The organism is Streptomyces sp. NPDC088124 (genome assembly GCF_040685895.1).
GTDB lineage: Bacteria > Actinomycetota > Actinomycetes > Streptomycetales > Streptomycetaceae > Streptomyces.
This window is the reverse complement of the sequence record NZ_JBFBJB010000101.1, coordinates 1-16,815: the sequence shown is the minus strand read 5'-3', so window position 1 is coordinate 16,815 and position 16,815 is coordinate 1. Positions and strand designations below refer to the sequence as shown.

Annotated in this window: 14 protein-coding genes, 3 tRNA genes and 1 pseudogene; 9 read left to right on the top strand and 9 right to left on the bottom strand. The window is 70.9% G+C overall.

What is annotated here, in order from left to right; genetic code table 11:
* The 3 genes and pseudogenes from AB0P17_RS42100 to AB0P17_RS42090 form a co-directional block, all read right to left on the bottom strand.
* Positions 1–395: pseudogene (locus tag AB0P17_RS42100) on the bottom strand (1,4-dihydropyridine esterase); the annotation flags it as partial.
* A 104-nt stretch (positions 396–499) separates the two neighbouring features.
* Positions 500–826 (bottom strand): hypothetical protein, encoded by a 327-nt coding sequence (locus AB0P17_RS42095; RefSeq protein WP_365820229.1) that lies wholly within the window; start codon positions 824–826, stop codon positions 500–502.
* 128 nt (positions 827–954) lie between these two features.
* On the bottom strand, positions 955–1,491 hold the full coding sequence (locus AB0P17_RS42090) for a VTT domain-containing protein (RefSeq protein ID WP_365820227.1): 537 nt from the start codon (positions 1,489–1,491) through the stop codon (positions 955–957).
* Between the two features lie 533 nt (positions 1,492–2,024).
* Between AB0P17_RS42090 and AB0P17_RS42085 the strand changes: the two genes are divergently transcribed.
* Entirely contained in the window at positions 2,025–2,402 is a 378-nt protein-coding gene (locus tag AB0P17_RS42085) for a DUF4267 domain-containing protein (RefSeq protein ID WP_365820225.1), read from the top strand.
* Between the two features lie 32 nt (positions 2,403–2,434).
* On the opposite strand, the gene AB0P17_RS42080 is transcribed toward AB0P17_RS42085, so the two are convergent.
* Positions 2,435–3,145 carry a 2-phosphosulfolactate phosphatase gene (locus AB0P17_RS42080; protein WP_365820223.1) on the bottom strand — a complete coding sequence of 237 codons (711 nt, stop codon included), beginning with the start codon at positions 3,143–3,145 and terminating at the stop codon, positions 2,435–2,437.
* A 75-nt stretch (positions 3,146–3,220) separates the two neighbouring features.
* Between AB0P17_RS42080 and AB0P17_RS42075 the strand changes: the two genes are divergently transcribed.
* The 4 genes from AB0P17_RS42075 (at position 3,221) to AB0P17_RS42060 (ending at position 7,769) form a co-directional block, all read left to right on the top strand.
* Positions 3,221–5,452 (top strand): acyltransferase family protein, encoded by a 2,232-nt coding sequence (locus AB0P17_RS42075; protein ID WP_365820221.1) that lies wholly within the window; start codon positions 3,221–3,223, stop codon positions 5,450–5,452.
* Positions 5,453–5,494: 42 nt separating this feature from the next.
* Positions 5,495–6,088, top strand: coding sequence for an XRE family transcriptional regulator (locus AB0P17_RS42070; RefSeq protein WP_365820219.1), 594 nt, complete (start codon positions 5,495–5,497; stop codon positions 6,086–6,088).
* A gap of 98 nt (positions 6,089–6,186) precedes the next feature.
* Positions 6,187–7,077: a methyltransferase gene (locus tag AB0P17_RS42065; protein ID WP_365820217.1), complete on the top strand. Its 891-nt coding sequence runs from the start codon at positions 6,187–6,189 to the stop codon at positions 7,075–7,077.
* A 110-nt stretch (positions 7,078–7,187) separates the two neighbouring features.
* Entirely contained in the window at positions 7,188–7,769 is a 582-nt protein-coding gene (locus tag AB0P17_RS42060) for a MarR family transcriptional regulator (protein ID WP_365820215.1), read from the top strand.
* Here AB0P17_RS42060 and AB0P17_RS42055 read toward each other — a convergent pair.
* From AB0P17_RS42055 to AB0P17_RS42035, 5 genes are all read right to left on the bottom strand, one after another.
* Positions 7,750–8,127: a VOC family protein gene (locus AB0P17_RS42055; RefSeq protein ID WP_365820213.1), complete on the bottom strand. Its 378-nt coding sequence runs from the start codon at positions 8,125–8,127 to the stop codon at positions 7,750–7,752. The genes AB0P17_RS42060 and AB0P17_RS42055 overlap by 20 nt on opposite strands.
* A gap of 187 nt (positions 8,128–8,314) precedes the next feature.
* Complete coding sequence (locus AB0P17_RS42050) at positions 8,315–9,817, bottom strand: phosphoesterase (RefSeq protein ID WP_365820211.1); 1,503 nt, start codon at positions 9,815–9,817, stop codon at positions 8,315–8,317.
* A 431-nt stretch (positions 9,818–10,248) separates the two neighbouring features.
* Positions 10,249–10,322 (bottom strand) — tRNA-Ile (locus AB0P17_RS42045).
* A gap of 270 nt (positions 10,323–10,592) precedes the next feature.
* Positions 10,593–10,665, bottom strand: a tRNA-Asn gene (locus tag AB0P17_RS42040).
* Positions 10,666–10,670: 5 nt separating this feature from the next.
* Positions 10,671–10,743: transfer RNA gene (locus AB0P17_RS42035), tRNA-Asn, on the bottom strand.
* A 217-nt stretch (positions 10,744–10,960) separates the two neighbouring features.
* Between AB0P17_RS42035 and AB0P17_RS42030 the strand changes: the two genes are divergently transcribed.
* From AB0P17_RS42030 to AB0P17_RS42015, 4 genes are all read left to right on the top strand, one after another.
* Complete coding sequence (locus tag AB0P17_RS42030) at positions 10,961–11,272, top strand: YtxH domain-containing protein (RefSeq protein WP_365820209.1); 312 nt, start codon at positions 10,961–10,963, stop codon at positions 11,270–11,272.
* 49 nt (positions 11,273–11,321) lie between these two features.
* Positions 11,322–12,791, top strand: a complete 1,470-nt coding sequence (locus AB0P17_RS42025; RefSeq protein ID WP_365820207.1) for an FGGY family carbohydrate kinase — start codon at positions 11,322–11,324, stop codon at positions 12,789–12,791.
* 250 nt (positions 12,792–13,041) lie between these two features.
* On the top strand, positions 13,042–14,775 hold the full coding sequence (locus AB0P17_RS42020) for an ABC transporter ATP-binding protein (RefSeq protein WP_365820205.1): 1,734 nt from the start codon (positions 13,042–13,044) through the stop codon (positions 14,773–14,775).
* Entirely contained in the window at positions 14,775–16,706 is a 1,932-nt protein-coding gene (locus AB0P17_RS42015; protein ID WP_365820203.1) for an ABC transporter ATP-binding protein, read from the top strand. Before AB0P17_RS42020 ends, AB0P17_RS42015 begins: the two co-directional genes overlap by 1 nt.
* The last annotated feature ends 109 nt before the right edge of the window (positions 16,707–16,815 follow it).

Below are 16,815 nucleotides of genomic sequence, written 5' to 3'. Positions count from 1 at the left end.
TGCGCGTCGTCGTACTTGTCCCTGATCAGCCCCGTCACATTGAACAGCCGCCGGTCCAGCCTGCCCTCGGCGACCAGCTTCGCCGCGTCGGACGGCACGGCATAGGTGTCCTTCCCGACGCGCCTGACGGACATCCGGACGCCCTCGCGGCCCTCGGCGCCCCGCACCCGGGTCACCCGGCCCCCGGCGTCCGTGTGCACCTGATCGCCGGTGATCAGCGTGACCACGGGCCCCGCTCCCCGCGCCGGCCGCGTCTTCGGCCCGGACACCTCGGCGCTGTCCGTCTCCCCCGCGCCGACGGCGGTCGCCGTACCCGATGCGGCGCCGGACGTCAGCCCTGCCGTGAGCGCCGCGGCCACGAGGACCGCACCGGCTCGTCGTCTGTTCGTGCGCAACTCTTCCCCACCCCTGAGACATAAGATCGATTGTTCTTCCGGACCCGTCGCCGAACGCTGCGCGCGTCGGGCCGACCGGGCCGACCGGGCCGTCAACCGCCCGGTCAGGCGGCGCTGGTACCGGCTCTGCGCTGCGGCCGGCCGGTGACCCAGCGGTACAGGGCGCCGAGCGCGACCGCCTGGACGACGGCGCCGAAGGGGATGCCGAACCAGGCCAGCGGGTCGGGAACCGTCACGAACAGCAGCGAGGTCGGAGCCGTGACGAAGAACGCCCACACCCCGGCGAGGCTGGCGTCCGCGTGCTCGATGAACAGGGTGTCCACGGCTATCCAGAGCCCGACGGCGGTCACCAGCGCCAGATAGGCCAGGGCCGCCGGGTTCAGCAGGTAGTGGCGGAACATCTCGGGGAGGGAACGCTGGGCGGGGGCCATCTCGAACTCCTGTAAACCGTAGTGGTGTTGGCTTCAACAATTGCGGTACGGAGCGGCGGCCACCTGAGTACGCCTACTCACCTTCGCCTGCGCGATCCGACGCGTCCGGCTACGCATCCGGACGGCGGTCAACGCCCGCGGCGGCGCCTGCGGACCAGGAGAACCGGGACGAGTACGAGCAGCAGGCCCGCGGCGACGAGGACACCTACGTCGCCGGCGCTCTGCACCCCGGCGGCGACCCCCACGCCGACCAGCAGCGGCAGCGCCATCGAGCAGGCCGCGCCGCCGGCGATCGGGGGCAGGAACGTGCGGTAGGACATGCCCGCGGCGCCGGCCACGGAGGGCACGACGCTCTGCACGAGCCCGAACGGTATGAGCCTGCCGACGAACACGGCCCAGCGGCCGTGTTTCCGAATGAGTCCCGAGGCCCGGTCCCAGCCCTCGGCGCCCCGTTTCCTGACGGGTTTCGCCTCCCGCAGCGACGGCCCCAGACGGCGGCCGAGCGCGAAGCTGCCCACATTGCCCACCAGGGCGCCGCCCGTGACCACCGCCCACAGGAGCAGGAACTCGGGGACGGAGTCGACGGTGGCCGAGGCGAACAGCAGCGCGGCCCCGCCCGGGACGAAGAAGCCGATGCCGACGACGGACTCCGCGAAGGCGATCAACGCCGTGCCGGCGAGCAGCGCCGGGCAGGATCGCCTTCGTCACGCGGTAGAGCCGCCTCTCCCTGCGACTCGGGCATGGACGGCGACGGGTAGGCACAGGGCGGCGGAGACTCTCCGCCGCCCTTTCTTGTGGCCGGCGCTGAGCCGTTCGGCCCTGCGCCGGCGAGCGCGATCGCCCGTGCCTGCTGCCGTAACGAGAATCGAGACGTCAGCGCGACATCAAGGGCCGCTCGACCATGACCAAGGCCCAGCTGAGCAAGGCACTCGGCCGCTGAGGGCGTCCCGCGTCGGGCGCGTCAGCCGCGTCAGCCGCGTCAGCCGCGTCGACTGTACTCGACGCGTTCAGCCGGCCGCCGCGTCGTCACCGCCTCCCGGCCTTCGGCGTCCGCGAGTTCGCGTGCTGCGGTGACGATCGGCCGACGACGGCGGCGCCCTAGCAGCGCTAGACATCTTGCCGAAGCTAGAGCTATCGTCGCTACCTCTGCTAGCGCCGCCAGTCATCATGGCGCTGCCACCAAGAGGGGAAGCGCCCCATGCTCACCAACGTCGCCACCGTGCTCGCCGGACTGATCGGCGCGGGCATCATCTTCATCGGCGCCCGCGCCTTCTGGGCGCCGCGGGCCGCGGCGGGCTTCGGCATCCCCGACACGCCGACCGAGGACCGGAACTTCCAGGCCTGGCTGTCCGTCAAGGCCGTGCGCGACATAGCCTCGGGCCTCTTCGTCTTCATCCTGCTGGCCGGAGCGACGCCCCACTTGCTGGGCTGGTTCATGCTGGCCGCCACCGGCATACCCGTCGGCGACGCGCTGATCGTGCTGCGCAGCAACGGGCCCAAGGCGGCCGCCTACGGCATCCACGGGGCCACCGCCGTGGTGATGCTGGCCGTCAGCGTGCTCCTGCTCGTCGCGTGACCGCTCGTCCCACCGTCGGGGCCGCCCGGCGATCAGACCGGGTCCGCGCCGGCCGGTGCGGGCACCGCGCGGGGACGCAGGACCATGAGCGAGCCCTCCCGGGCCGCCACCATGGCAAAGGGAAACCGGTCGACCTCAAGGCAGAGCGCGACGTCATCAGGGTGGACCCCTTGCCGTATCCCCTCCGCCAGTTCGGCGGCGGCGCGCGACTCTGCGGCGCGGCGGAGGAACCCACCGGCATCCGTCCCGGCCTCGGTGGCCCTCCGGGCGATGTACTCGGCACACGCCAGATCTTCGTCGGCCCGCCCGTCGTCGCCGGTGACCACGAACGTGACGCTGTCACCCCCGCGCGTCCGCAGGAGCCGAGCCGTCGCCTCCGCCACCACGAAGCCGGCACACAGCACCAGCGACGCGTCCCTGACCGCGAGGGCGCCGACCGTCCCCGCCGTGGTCTTCTGCACCACGGTCCGTCCATCGAGGTCGGCGGAGCGCAGCAGGCCGGGCGAGTTGACGGCGTCGAACCCGGGCGCGGCCGGACCGTCCTTGAGCGCCACCCAGTCCGGGTGGCGGGCCTTGAGCTCCAGGGCTTCGTCCAGCGACCCGGCGAGAACGATCTTCTCCGCCCGCCGGCCGAAGGCCCAGGCCGCCACGGTGAAGGCACGCATGACGTCGACCACGACCGCGACGGACGGGGCGGACGGGGCTTCGGCCAGATCGGGGATACCGACGAAACGAGTCTCCATTCCGGTCATGGTCGCGCATGCCCGGCAGGCAGCCGCACGCGGCTCGGGCACTCCGGGCCGCATGGAGGTGAACCGATGGTTGCGCGCGGTGGAACCTTCGTGGCCGAGGCGCAGTTGGGCGCCTTCGGCGGAACGCGCACGGCGGCCGGACTGCTCTCCTTGGCCGAAGCAGTCAGCCGCCCGAGGAGTCACCTGGTGTCGAGCATCACGTCCACCGCTCTGCGTACCGTCCCCGCGAGCGGCAGCTCCGCACCGCCCAAGGGCCATGCCCCGCGGCTCGACATCCAGGGGCTGCGCGCGGTGGCCGTCGGGCTCGTGGTGCTCTCCCACGCCGGTGTGTCCCGGCTCAGCGGCGGTTACGTGGGGGTCGACGTCTTCTTCGTGATCTCCGGCTTCCTCATCACGTCGCTGCTGCTGCGCGAACTCGCCACCACCGGCCGGGTGTCGGTGCGTTCCTTCTACGCCCGCCGGGCGCTGCGGCTGCTTCCCGTGTCGTCCCTGGTCACCGTCGTCACGCTGGGCTGCGCCTGGCTGTTCCTGTCGACGGCGCGGCTCGCCGAGTACGCGGGCGACGCCCTCGCCGGCGCGCTGTACGTGGTCAACTTCCGGCTGGCGGCGGCCGGTACGGACTATCTCGCCCAGAACAGCCCGCCGTCGCCGTTCCAGCACTTCTGGTCGCTCGCCGTGGAGGAGCAGTTCTATCTGGTGTGGCCGCTGCTCCTGCTGCTCACCTGGCGGGTCGCCCGCGGCCGGCGCCGACTGGTCGCGGTGCCGCTCGGAGTGGTGTGCGTGGGGTCCTTCGCGGCGGGCGTCCTCGTGACGGGCTCCTCGGCGCCCTGGGCGTACTTCAGCTCCCTCACCCGGGCCTGGGAGCTCGGCGCCGGCGCGCTCCTGGCGCTGGGCAGCAGCCGGCTGGAACGGCTGCCCGCCGCCGTCGCCGCCCCGCTGACCTGGCTCGGCCTGGCCTGCGTCACCCTGGCGGCGCTCCGGTACGACGACACGACGCCCTTCCCCGGCTACCACGCCCTGCTGCCGGTCGCCGGTACCGCGCTCGTCCTGGCCGGCGGCTGCGCGCCCGCCCGGCACGGCGCGGGATGGCTGCTGGGGCGGCGACCGCTGGTGTGGCCCGGCGGACTCTCGTACGGCTGGTACCTGTGGCACTGGCCGCTGCTGGTCATAGCCCCGGCGGCGCTGGGCCGCGCCGACGGTACGGCCGGCGTGCCCCTCGCGCTCGGGCTGTCCGCGGCGGCGCTGGGCCTGGCGTGGCTGACCCTGCGCCTCGTCGAGAACCCGGTCCGCTTCCACCGGGCCTTCCGCAGGCGCCCCCGCCGCGCCCTGGTTCTCGGCACCGCGCTGACGGCCGGCGCCTCGGCGCTGTCCCTGACGGCGACGGCGGTCCCGCCGACGATCGAGGTGGGCGGCCCGGCGCCCGCGCTGGCGCGGGCCCTCTCCGACGCGCCGGCCCCGCGGGCGCGTCTCACCGAACTCCTGGCGTCGTCCCCCACCGCCCTGCCGAGCAACCTCGCCCCGCCCCTGCCGGAGGTACGGTCCGCCCGCTCCGCGGTCTACCGGGACGGCTGCCACGCCGACCGCGCCGCGACCGCCACCCGGCCCTGCGTCTACGGCGACCGCACGTCCTCCCGTACGGTCGTCCTCTTCGGCGACTCCCACGCGGCCCAGTGGTTCCCGGCCCTGCAACGGATCGCGACCGCGCGCGGCTGGAAGCTGGTCTCGCTGACGAAGGCCTCCTGCAAGGTCGCCGACGTGACCATCGTCAGCGGCCACGCGCCGTACACCGCCTGCGACACCTGGCGCGCCAACGCCATGGCGAGGATCAAGGCGCTCCGTCCCGACCTCGTCGTCGTCTCCTCCTCGGACGCGGGAGACCCTGCCCGGCCCGCCGCCGACCCGCTCCGCCAGTGGACCACCGGCTTCGCGCACACCTTCCGCGGCCTGGGGGACTCCGGCGCCCGCGTCGCCGCCCTGCTCGACACCCCGTGGCCCAAGGGCGACCCGATCGACTGCGCCGCCGGGAACTCCCTGCGCCTACGCGCCTGCGCGAACCACGTGCCGGACACGACCCCCGACGCGATCCGCGGTACCGCTCTGCGCGCCGCCGCGTCCACCACGGCCACCACCGTCATCGACCCCACCCCCTGGCTCTGCGCGCCCCGCACCGGAATCTGCCCGGTGGTCGTCGCCGACACCGCCGTCTACCGCGACGACAGCCACCTCTCGGAGGCGTACGCCGCCGCGCTCGCCCCGGTTCTGGCGCCCTCACTGGACCGTCTCGTGGGTGCACCCTGAACATACCGGCACCCCGTGCGTCACAGGCATACGATAATGCCCATGAAGCAAGAAGATGGAGAGCTGGACAGCCTCGTACGCAAGCGGATCCGCGCGCTGCGGGTGGCGCAGGGCTGGTCCCTGGAGGAGCTGGCCACGCGCGCGAACCTCAGCCAGTCCTCGCTGAGCCGGATCGAGAACGGTCAGCGCCGCCTCGCCCTGGACCAGCTCGTCATCCTTGCCCGCGCCCTGGACACCACTCTCGACCAACTCGTCGAGACGGCCGCCGACGACGTGGTCATCAGCCCGATGATCGACGGCGCCCGAGGCCGGATGCGCTGGCCCGTCAAGGGTGATCCCGGTATGACGGTCGTGCGCCAGCGGATGACCGAACCGCCCCCGGACAACCCCGCCCGTATGCGCGCCCACCCCGGCCGCGAATGGCTCGTCGTCCTGTCCGGCACCGCCGTCCTCATGCTCGGCCACCGCCGCTTCCGCGTCGAGACCAACCAGGCCGCCGAGTTCCCCACGATGATGCCGCACGCCATCGGCGCCGAAGGCGGCCCGTGCGAGATCCTGGGCATCTTCGACCGCGACGCCCGCCGCGGGCACCGGAAGGACGGCCCCGACCCCGGCGCGGGAGGCGACAGCGACTGACCGCGCGATCTTGCATGTCAGGCAGCGAATCGGCCCATTTTCTTGCGCTTACGGAAAGACGTCGTGCCGCACACGCATGGCCGCCCTACGGTGCCGCTATGACCCAAACGCCTCAGCACGCTCCCCACGCGCACGACCACAAGCACCAGCACCACCAAGTGCACGAGCACGAGTACGACGACGGCGTCCAGGCGGAGATCCTCGACCTGGACGCCGAGATCCTGGCCGAGCACACGGCCTCCATCACCGCGTGGCTCCCGCTGCCGACCGCCCCCCGCCGGATCGTGGACCTGGGCTGCGGCACCGGGGCGGGGACCTTCGCCCTCCTCGACCGTTTCCCCGAGGCGCACGTCACCGCCGTCGACACCTCGGCCGGACACCTCCAGCTCCTGCGCGAGAAGGCCTGCGCCCGCGGCACCCAGGACCACGTGCGCGCCGTGCGGGCCGACCTCGACGCCGCCGCATGGCCCGACCTCGGCACACCGGACCTGGTGTGGGCGTCGGCCTCGATGCACCACATGACCGACCCCGGCCGGGTCCTGCGCGGCGTCCACGACCTACTCGCACCCGGCGGCCTGTTCGCCGTCGTCGAGCTGTCGGGCCTTCCCCGCTTCCTGCCCGGGAACGCCCCCGAGAACAGGCCCGGCCTCGAAGAACGCTGCCACACCGCGGCCGACCGGCTCCACGCGGAACACCTGCCCCACCGCGGAGCCGACTGGGGACCGATGCTCACCACCGCCGGATTCGCCGTCGAAGGCGAACGCACCCTCACCGTGCACATCGAGGGCGAGGGCAACGACGCGATCGGCCGCTACGCCCACGGCAGTCTCCAGCGCTTCCGCGGCAGCGCCGCCGCGGCGCAACTCGCCCCCGAGGACCTCGCCGCGCTCGACGAACTCCTCGACACCGACAGCCCGCACAGCCTCCTGCGCCGCAACGACCTCTCCGTACGCACCGAACGCACCGTCTGGGCCGCGCGCCGCGCCTGATCTCCCACCCGGGTCACGCACGAGGGCGGCTTCCCCACCGGAGAAGGTGAACCGCCTGACATGGGCACACCTTTCGAGCCACGCCGGAACGGCGCTTGTACTCTGTGCCCATGTCCCCCCGAAGAGAGCCCGAGGAGGCCGAGCCGCGCTGGCTCACGGCAGACCAACTGGTGGCGTGGCGCGGGGTCATGAAACTCTTCCACCGGCTGCCCGACGCGCTGGAGGTGCAGCTTCAGGGCGACGCGCAGCTCAGCTTCATCGAGTACTACGTTCTGGCAGGCCTGTCCGACCAGCCCGAAGGCCGTATGCGGATGAGCGAACTCGCCGTCCTGGTCAACGCGGAACTGTCCCGGCTGTCCCACATGATCAGCCGCCTGGAGAAGCGCGGCCTCGTCGGTCGCGAGCCCGACCCGTCCAACCGGCGGTACACACGCGCGGTCCTGACCGACGCCGGATTCGCCTACCTCAAACACGACGAGCTGAGGGCGGCGACGCCTACGGGGTCTCCTGCCCCAGGTAAAAAAGCGGCTTCGCGGCTCACGGCCGCGCTCGGTGGGCGGCCTCCGCCGCGTCCGGGTGCGTGGTCGGGTAGAGATGGGCATCGAAGAACCGGGCGAAAGGCAGAGTTGCCACCAGACCGATGTCATCAGGTGACATCAACGGGCGGGCCGTTCACCTCTTCCGATCTCTGACCAGGCAGAAGGGATGCCCGGCCGGATCGGTGAAGACCTGCCACCTGTCCTCGTCCGGCTGGTGATCCGGCTTGCCCGCGCCCAGCTCCAGCAGCAGGCCCTCGGCCTGGTCGAAATCCTCGACCGAGAAGCAGATGTGGAGTTGCTGGGGCACGGTCTGGTCGGGCCAGGTCGGGGCCCGGTAGTCGTCGACTCGTTGAAAGCCGAGGAAGAGTCCGTTCTCGCGGTTGAGACCGGCGAAGTCGGCGTCCGACTCGGGATGGAGTCCGAGGCCGGTGGCCTGCTGATAGAACGCGGCCAAAGCCAGCGGATCAGGACAGTCGAGTGTGATCGCGGTCAACTTCATCTGCAGGGGCACGGAACCTCCGGAGCTGATCGGTGGGCTCAAGCGTTCGATCATGATGCACGTTTCGATCGGGAGCGGTTCAGCCGGCCGGATCTGCCGGCTGAACCGCTCGGTCTCACGTGCTCAGATGACGAGACATCCGGTGGTGAGACATCCAGTGATGAGCATGGCGCTCAGGGAGCCAGTGCCCCTCACCGCACTAGCGGACCTCGACGAAGACCGGGTTCGAGTAGAACCACAGGTCGTCCCACGGGCTCTCCAGACCGTCCGCGAGCGGTTCGGCCTCATCGGTGCTCGTGCCGCGGACCCGGGCGTAGAGGTCGCTCTCCACGTCGCGCAGGGTGTGCTTGATGACGTACTCCTTGCCCTGCCTGCGCCAGTCACGCGGCCCGAACCGCCCCACCACCTTGGTGGTCGGATTGGTGTCCGTGTCGAGGCTGGCGCTCGGTCCGGTGACCTGACCGACGATCAGGTCCACTCGCTGGACCTCCGGACGGTCGCCGTTGCCGTTCTTGCCCTCCAGCGGACGGAACCGGATCTCGATCTCGACGTCCTTACGGTTGCGGCGGCCCACGGTGAGGGTCTCCCCCATGGCAGCCTCGCTGCCGCTGTTGCTCGCCGTGAGATCGAGGCTGGTGACCAGATCGCCGGTCCCGACCCAGACCCGGCCGTTGCGGAGCCCGTCCATGATGTCCGCGTAGTCCTGCCTCGCCAGGACATGCGTCTTGCTGTACTCGCCCGGCCAGAAGTCGGAGCCGCCACGCGTCCAGTGCACATGCGAGTCCGAGGTCGCGGTGATCCACCAGCGACGGCCCTCACCGAGCAGCGAGTCCCAGAGTCCGCCCACGCGGGCCGTCATCTGGTCGAAGCCGCCGTGGGTCGGGTAGTTCCCGTAGCCACCACGCGCGCCTCCGTTCAGGGGTCCGGCCTGGTGACCGGGGGCCCCCTCGAAGCCGACGTAGATCTCCGGCGCGACGTTGTTGCCGTTGCGGAACTCGCGCGGGGTGTCCTGCCCGTAGACACCGAGACCGGTCGCCGACCGCGAGGCGTGGTGGGCGATCACCAGCGGCTTGCGCCGCATGTCCTTCGCGGCCTTCAGGAACTCGATCATCTTGGCCTCGGTGTCACGGCCACGATCGGCGGGAAAGGCGTCGTGCTTGGCGAACCGGCTCTCCAGCTCGAAGAGCTGCTGCGCCTCGTCACTGTGGTGAGGGATCATCAAGGTGTGGTGGTCCAGCGCCGGGGCGTCGAACTCCATCCCCCAGAACTGGAGCACCTCGGGCACCAGCACCCGGGAGCGCAGGAGGTCGGGGTATGCCTGCTCAAGGTTCACCTTGGAGTGGGTCGGCCCACCGTGATCGGTGCACATCACCCAGGTGAGACCGAAGTTCTTGGCCATGATCGCATTGGTGACGATCGGGTAGACGGCGTCGGCACCCTTGTGGAACGTCGGCGGGGTCGTCTTCGTGTCGAACTCGCCGCTGTACTCCGAGTGCACATGGTGGTCACCGGCACGCCACACCCGGCCCCGTGAGTCACCGGGCTTGCCCTGCTTCTGGTCGCCCTCGTCCCGCGCCCACGCCGTAGCGCCGCCCGCCAGCGGGCTCGCGGCTGCCAGCGTCGCCCCGACACCCGCGTACTTGACCAGCCGGCGCCGCGAGATGGTCGAACGCTCGGGGTCTTCGCTGTTCCTGTCCTTCACGGTAAGCCTCTCGTCGAACTCTTGGGGGGCGAGCGCGAGTTTGGAAGAACAAACCGAACACAGCATGAACAGAGGTCACGACAGCAGATAACAACGCGGGTTTCCGGGAGCGGGAGCCGCGGCCGAGCGGACGGCACGCGTGCAAGCCCTGCCCGGCCCTCCTGGACGGTCGGGCAGGGGCCGACGGAACGTCGACCAGGGCTCGGATATTCGGCGGGATGTGCGGCGTGTCACACGAAGGAGCCGTGGGGTCGCCGTGGGATCATCGCCGTGGGCCCCAGGATCCACTCCGCCTAAAACCCCAGGCCAAGAGGCCGGGAAAGGCGAGGCGAACCAGGGGCACGCCGCCTCACTTCACCGATGTGAGGCGACCGCCGCGCGCGAAACCACCCCTCCAGGGGCGTTTTCGCAGGTCAGAAGGATTTATACGGTGGGGCGAGTGGGACTCGAACCCACGGCCGACGGATTATGAGTCCGCTGCTCTAACCGGCTGAGCTACCGCCCCTAACGGTGCGTCGCGCACATTTGTGCGCGCCGTTGTGCCGCAGCATAGCCGCTCATACGATCTCCTGCTCCGGATGGTCGGCATCACTTGACCATGAGGACTGCTCCACGCGCCGCCTGGTTCCATGAACGCGCGGGTACAGCCGTACGAGGGACACCGAGGCGGCGTACCAAGGCCGTTGGGCGGGGTGGGCGATGGGGGTGCGGGGCAGGTGGGCGCGGGGTGGCACAACGAAAAAGGACCCCAGAGGGGTCCCTTCCGTCTTTCCCGCTCCCCCGGCTGGACTCGAACCAGCAACCCTCCGGTTAACAGCCGAATGCTCTGCCAATTGAGCTACAGGGGATCGCGCTCCCCCGACTGGACTCGAACCAGTAACCTGCCGGTTAACAGCCGGCTGCTCTGCCAATTGAGCTACAGGGGATTGCTGCGTGTGCACCGAACGTACCTACCGCGGTCCTCCCGGGCGGCGCGCGTTCGCTGCGACACATACATTAGCGCAAGCAGGGGGGTGCTCCGCCAATCGGTATCCACCCGGGTCACCTCGGGTGATCCCGGCCCGGGACGGGGTAGGCGGAGGACACAGACCGACGGTCCGACACCGGCGGACGGGACGCCGACACCAAGGAAGGCTGGCAGCCATGCGGTACCGCCTCACGTTCATCGCCGGACTCGCTTGCGGATACGTCCTCGGAACCAGGGCGGGGCGCGAGCGTTACGAGCAGATCAAGAAATCCGCGCGGCAGGTCTCGCAGAACCCGGCGGTGCGCAACGCCGCCGAGTCGGCCGCGCACACCGGCCGTGAGGTGGCGGGACGGGCGTACCACTCCGTGAACAGCGTCGTCGGGGACCGGCTCGGGGACAAGCTGCCCGACTCCGTCGCCCAGCGCGTCCGCTCGCTGCGGGAACGGAGCCAGAACGGTCTCGACGACTGGGGAACCAGCAATACCTGATCGTCCCGGCCGCGCTGTTCATGGCGCGCGTGCGGCAGAATCGGGTGTCATGGGAATAGTCGCCGGGTTGGACAGTTCGTCCGGGTTCACACGCGTCGTCGTCTGCGACGCGGATACAGGTGCCGTACTGCGCCAGGGGTACGCGCACCATCCGGTCGAGCCCAAAGCCACCGAGGTCGACCCTCAGGTGTGGCTGCTGTCCCTCGGGGAGGCGGCCTCCGGCGGGCTCCTGGAGGGCGTTCAGGCCATCGGCGTCTCGGCGCAGCAGGACGGGATGGTGGCGCTGGACCGGCAGGGCAACCCCGTACGGGCCGCGCTCATCGGCAACGACAAGCGCGCGCAGGTCGCCGCCGCCGATCTGATCGACGCGCTGGGCGGGCGGCAGGCATGGGCCGACGCCGTCGGGTCCGTACCGCAGTCGAGCCGGCTCGTGGCGAAGCTGCGCTGGATGGCGCGGACCGAGCCGGACGCGGCGCACCGCACCGCGCTGGTGCTCCAGCCGCACGACTGGCTGGTCTGGCAGCTGCTGGGGCGTCCCGCGCGCCGGACGACCGACCGGGGCGCGGCGTCGGGGACCGGCTACTGGTCGGCCCGTACGGGCGCGTACCGGCCGGATCTGGTGGAGCTGGCGCTCGGGCACCAGGCGGCGCTGCCGGACGTGCTCGGTCCCGCGGACGCGGCGGGGACCACTCCGGAGGGGCTGCTGATCTCCGCGGGGACCGGGGAGACGATGGCCGCGGCCTTCGGCCTCGGGGTGGGGATCGGGGACGCGGTGGTGTCGCTGGGCGCCTCGGGTTCGGTGATGGCCGTGCACCACGAGGCGGCGGCCGACCCGTCCGGGCTGATCACCTCCTTCGCGGACGCCACGGGCATGCATCTGCCGGTGGTCCACACGCTGAACGCGGTCAGAGCGCTGCGCGGTACGGCGGAGCTGCTGGGGACGGCCGATCTGGGTGAGCTGTCCGCGCTGGCGCTGAAGTCCACGCCGGGCTCCTCGGGGCTGGTGTTCCTGCCGTACCTGGAGGGTGAGCGGACCCCGCAGCTCCCGCACACGGCGGGCACGCTGACCGGGCTGCGGCGCGAGTCGATGAAGCCGGAGCATCTCGCGCGGGCGGCGTTCGAGGGGATGCTCTGCTCGCTCGCCGACGCGATGGACGTGCTGCGCGGGCGCGGGGTGGAGGTGCGCCGGGTGTTCCTGCTGGGCGCCGCCGCCGAGTTGCCCGCCGTACAGGTCCTGGCGCCGTCGGTCTTCGGCGCGCAGGTCGTCGTGCCGCAGCCGGCGGACTACGCGGCGCTGGGCGCGGCGCGGCAGGCGGCCTGGGCGCTCGGGGTCGCGCAGGGGACGCACTCGCCGCAGCATCCGCCGGCCTGGCAGGGCGCGGCCGCGCAGGTCTTCGAGCCGGGCGACGACACGGCAGTGGGGGCGGCCGTCCGGCAGCAGTACCGGGCGACGCGGGAGCAGGTCCACCCGGGGGCGTTCGGGCCCGGAGTGCTCGGGCAGGGGCCGCTCGGGGTCTGAGCCTCGGTGAGGCGGTCCTGTGGGCCGAGCGTCGATGCGTCGACGCGGGCGCGCGGAGGCGCCCGCGGGCTGCGTGTTGGCTCGTACGGCGCCGGGGCGCGGGGCGTTCTTGACCGGTCCTTGGACTTAAATCCTTGGGGTTCCGCGGGGGGTGTGCCGCAAGATGGAGGGTCGGGATCCCCTGATCTTCCGCCGACCGGCCCGAGCCGTTCGGCCCAGCCGAATCCGAGCCGAACCCGAGAGACCCCGCGTGCTGCTACGACTTCTGCGAGCCCATCTCGCCCCGTACAAAAGACCCATAGCCCTGCTGGTGGTGCTGCAGCTGCTGCAGACGATCGCCACGCTCTACCTGCCGACCCTCAACGCCGACATCATCGACAACGGTGTGGTGACGGGTGACTCCGGCTACATCCTGCGGTTCGGCGGCCTCATGATCGCCGTCAGCATGGTCCAGGTGATCTGCAACGTCGGCGCCGTGTACTACGGCGCGCAGACCGCCTCCGCGCTCGGCCGGGACGTGCGGGCCGCCGTCTTCGGGCGGGTGCAGAGCTTCTCCGCCCGTGAGGTCGCGCACTTCGGCGCCCCGTCGCTGATCACCCGTACCACCAACGACGTCCAGCAGGTACAGATGCTGGTGCTGATGTCGTTCACGCTGATGGTGTCCGCGCCCATCATGTGCGTGGGCGGCATCGTCATGGCCCTCGGCCAGGACGTACCGCTGTCGTCGGTGCTGCTCGCGGTGGTGCCGGTGCTCGGGATCTCCGTCAGCCTGATCGTCAGGCGGATGCGGCCGCTGTTCCGCACGATGCAGACGCGGCTGGACACGGTCAACCGGGTGCTGCGTGAGCAGATCACCGGCAACCGGGTGATCAGGGCGTTCGTCCGGGACGACTACGAGAAGGGGCGCTTCAAGGGTGCCAACACCGAGCTGACCGATGTGGCGCTGTCGACCGGCCGGCTGATGGCGCTGATGTTCCCGACCGTGATGACGGTGGTGAACCTGTCGTCGATCGCCGTCGTCTGGTTCGGCGCGCACCGGATCGAGAGCGGCGGGATGCAGATCGGGGCGCTGACCGCGTTCCTCGCCTATCTGATGCAGATCGTGATGGCCGTCATGATGGCCACCTTCATGTTCATGATGGTGCCGCGCGCCGAGGTGTGCGCCGAGCGCATCGAGGAGGTGCTGGACACCCGGTCGAGCGTCGTGCCGCCCGAGAATCCGGTACGGGAACTGCGCCGCCACGGCCACCTGGAGATCCGGAATGCCGAGTTCCGCTTCCCGGGTGCGGAGGAGCCCGTACTGCGGGAGGTCTCGCTGACCGCGCTGCCCGGCGAGACGACCGCGGTCATCGGGTCGACGGGCAGCGGGAAGTCGACGCTGCTCGGGCTCGTCCCCCGGCTGTTCGACACGACCGGCGGGGAAGTGCTGGTGGACGGCTCCGACGTACGCGGTCTGGACCCCGCCCTGCTGGCGAGGACGGTGAGCCTGGTGCCGCAGAAGCCGTATCTGTTCTCCGGGACGGTCGCGTCGAACCTGCGGTACGGCAACCCGGACGCGACCGACGAGGAGCTGTGGCACGCGCTGGAGGTGGCGCAGGCCAGGGAGTTCGTCGCCTCGCTGGAGGGCGGGCTGAACGCGCCCATCGCGCAGGGCGGCACCAATGTCTCCGGCGGGCAGCGGCAGCGGCTCTCCATCGCGCGGACGCTGGTGCGGCGACCGGAGATCTATCTCTTCGACGACTCCTTCTCGGCGCTGGACTACGCGACGGACGCGGCGCTGCGGGCCGCGCTGGCGCGGGAGACCGCGGAGGCCACCGTACTGATAGTCGCCCAGCGGGTCTCCACCATCCGGGACGCCGACCGGATCCTGGTCCTGGACGAGGGGCGGGTCGTGGGCGAGGGCCGCCATCACGAGCTGATGGCGGAGAACGAGACATACCGGGAGATCGTGCTCTCCCAGCTGACCGAGGCGGAGGCGGCCTGATGAGCGGTCCGGGCGGACGCATGATGATGGCCGGTGCCGCGTCGACGCAGCGGTCCATGGACTTCAAGGGGTCGAGCAGGCGGCTGCTGCGGCGGCTGTCGGTCGAGAAGACCACCCTGTGGTGGATGGTCGGGGCCGGCGTGCTCAGCGTCGGGCTCTCGGTGTGGGGGCCGAAGATCCTCGGGGAGGCCACCAACCTGATCTTCGCGGGGGTGATCGGCCGGCAGACCCCGGGAGGCGTCACCAAGGAGCAGACCATCGAGGGCCTGCGGGCCAAGGGTGACGACGGGCTCGCGGACCTGCTCTCCGGGGTGGACTTCACTCCCGGGCACGGCATCGACTTCGGCGCGGTCGGCACCGTACTGCTGATGGCGCTGGCCGTGTACGTCGGCGCCGGGCTGCTGATGCTGGTGTCGAGCCGGCTCTCCATCCGTGTCATCAACAACACGGTGTACCGGATGCGCGAGGAGATACAGGCGAAGCTGTCGCGGCTGCCGCTCTCCTACTTCGACCAGCAGCCGCGCGGCGAGGTCCTCAGCCGGGCGACGAACGACGTGGACAACATCTCGCAGACCCTGCAGCAGACGATGGGCCAGCTCATCAACTCCCTGCTGACGATCGTCGGCGTCCTGGTGATGATGTTCTGGATCTCTCCGCTGCTGGCGCTGGTCGCGCTGGTGACGGTGCCGCTGTCGGTGTTCGTCGCCGCGAAGGTCGGCAAGCGGTCGCAGCCGCAGTTCGTCCAGCAGTGGAAGGTCACCGGCTCGCTCAACGCCCACATCGAGGAGATGTACACCGGTCACTCGCTGGTGAAGGTCTTCGGGCGGGCGGACGAGTCCGCTGAAACGTTCCGCGAGCAGAACGACCAGCTGTACGAGGCCGGGTTCAAGGCGCAGTTCAACAGCGGGATCATGCAGCCGCTGATGCTCTTCATCTCCAACCTCAACTATGTGCTGGTCGCGGTGGTCGGCGGGCTGCGGGTCGCCTCCGGCACCCTGTCGATCGGCGATGTCCAGGCGTTCATCCAGTACTCCCGGCAGTTCTCGATGCCGCTGACCCAGGTCGCCTCGATGGCCAACCTCGTGCAGTCCGGGGTCGCGTCGGCGGAGCGGATCTTCGAGCTGCTCGACGCGGAGGAGCAGGAGGCGGACGCGCCGGCCGTGGAGCGGCTGCGCGAGGTGCGCGGCCAGGTGGTACTGGAGGGCGTGTCGTTCCGGTACGAGACGGACAAGCCGCTGATCGAGGATCTGTCGCTGGCCGTGGAGCCGGGCCAGACGGTGGCGATCGTGGGCCCGACGGGCGCCGGCAAGACCACCCTGGTCAATCTGCTGATGCGGTTCTACGAGGTGACCGGCGGCCGGATCCTCCTCGACGGCGTCGATGTGGCGCGGATGTCGCGGGAGGAGCTGCGGTCCGGGATCGGCATGGTGCTGCAGGACACCTGGCTGTTCGGCGGGACGATAGCGGAGAACATCGCGTACGGGGCGGCCCGCGAGGTGTCCCGGGAGGAGATCGAGGAGGCGGCCAGGGCGGCGCACGCGGACCGGTTCGTACGGACCCTGGCGGACGGCTACGACACGGTCATCGACGACGAGGGCTCGGGCGTCAGCGCGGGCGAGAAGCAGCTCATCACCATCGCCCGCGCGTTCCTGTCGGATCCGGTGATCCTGGTGCTGGACGAGGCGACCAGCTCGGTCGACACGCGTACGGAGGTGCTGATCCAGAAGGCCATGGCGCGCCTGGCCCACGGCAGGACCAGCTTCGTCATCGCGCACCGCCTCTCCACCATCCGCGACGCGGACGTCATCCTCGTCATGGAGCAGGGCAGCATCGTCGAGCAGGGCACCCACGACGAGCTGCTGGCCGCCGAGGGCGCCTACGCCCGTCTCTACCAGGCGCAGTTCGCCCAGGCGGTGGCCGAGGTCGACTGAGGACCGCCACCGACCACCGGCCGGGGCCGACCGGTCTCTGCCGGTCGGCCCCCCGCCGGGGCCTGCGGGTGCCCGCCGGGGGGGGCGGGGGGAACCCGCCCCCGCCGCC

Excerpts from the sequence above, each read along its gene's own strand:
- AB0P17_RS42075 (WP_365820221.1), top strand. The coding sequence starts at position 3,221 with ATGGTTGCGCGCGGTGGAACCTTCGTGGCCGAGGCGCAGTTGGGCGCC.
- AB0P17_RS42015 (WP_365820203.1), top strand. The coding sequence starts at position 14,775 with ATGAGCGGTCCGGGCGGACGCATGATGATGGCCGGTGCCGCGTCGACG.
- AB0P17_RS42080 (WP_365820223.1), bottom strand. The coding sequence starts at position 3,145 with ATGGAGACTCGTTTCGTCGGTATCCCCGATCTGGCCGAAGCCCCGTCC.
- AB0P17_RS42025 (WP_365820207.1), top strand. The coding sequence starts at position 11,322 with ATGGGAATAGTCGCCGGGTTGGACAGTTCGTCCGGGTTCACACGCGTC.
- AB0P17_RS42060 (WP_365820215.1), top strand. The coding sequence starts at position 7,188 with ATGTCCCCCCGAAGAGAGCCCGAGGAGGCCGAGCCGCGCTGGCTCACG.
- AB0P17_RS42065 (WP_365820217.1), top strand. The coding sequence starts at position 6,187 with ATGACCCAAACGCCTCAGCACGCTCCCCACGCGCACGACCACAAGCAC.
- AB0P17_RS42085 (WP_365820225.1), top strand. The coding sequence starts at position 2,025 with ATGCTCACCAACGTCGCCACCGTGCTCGCCGGACTGATCGGCGCGGGC.
- AB0P17_RS42030 (WP_365820209.1), top strand. The coding sequence starts at position 10,961 with ATGCGGTACCGCCTCACGTTCATCGCCGGACTCGCTTGCGGATACGTC.
- AB0P17_RS42095 (WP_365820229.1), bottom strand. The coding sequence starts at position 826 with ATGGCCCCCGCCCAGCGTTCCCTCCCCGAGATGTTCCGCCACTACCTG.
- AB0P17_RS42070 (WP_365820219.1), top strand. The coding sequence starts at position 5,495 with ATGAAGCAAGAAGATGGAGAGCTGGACAGCCTCGTACGCAAGCGGATC.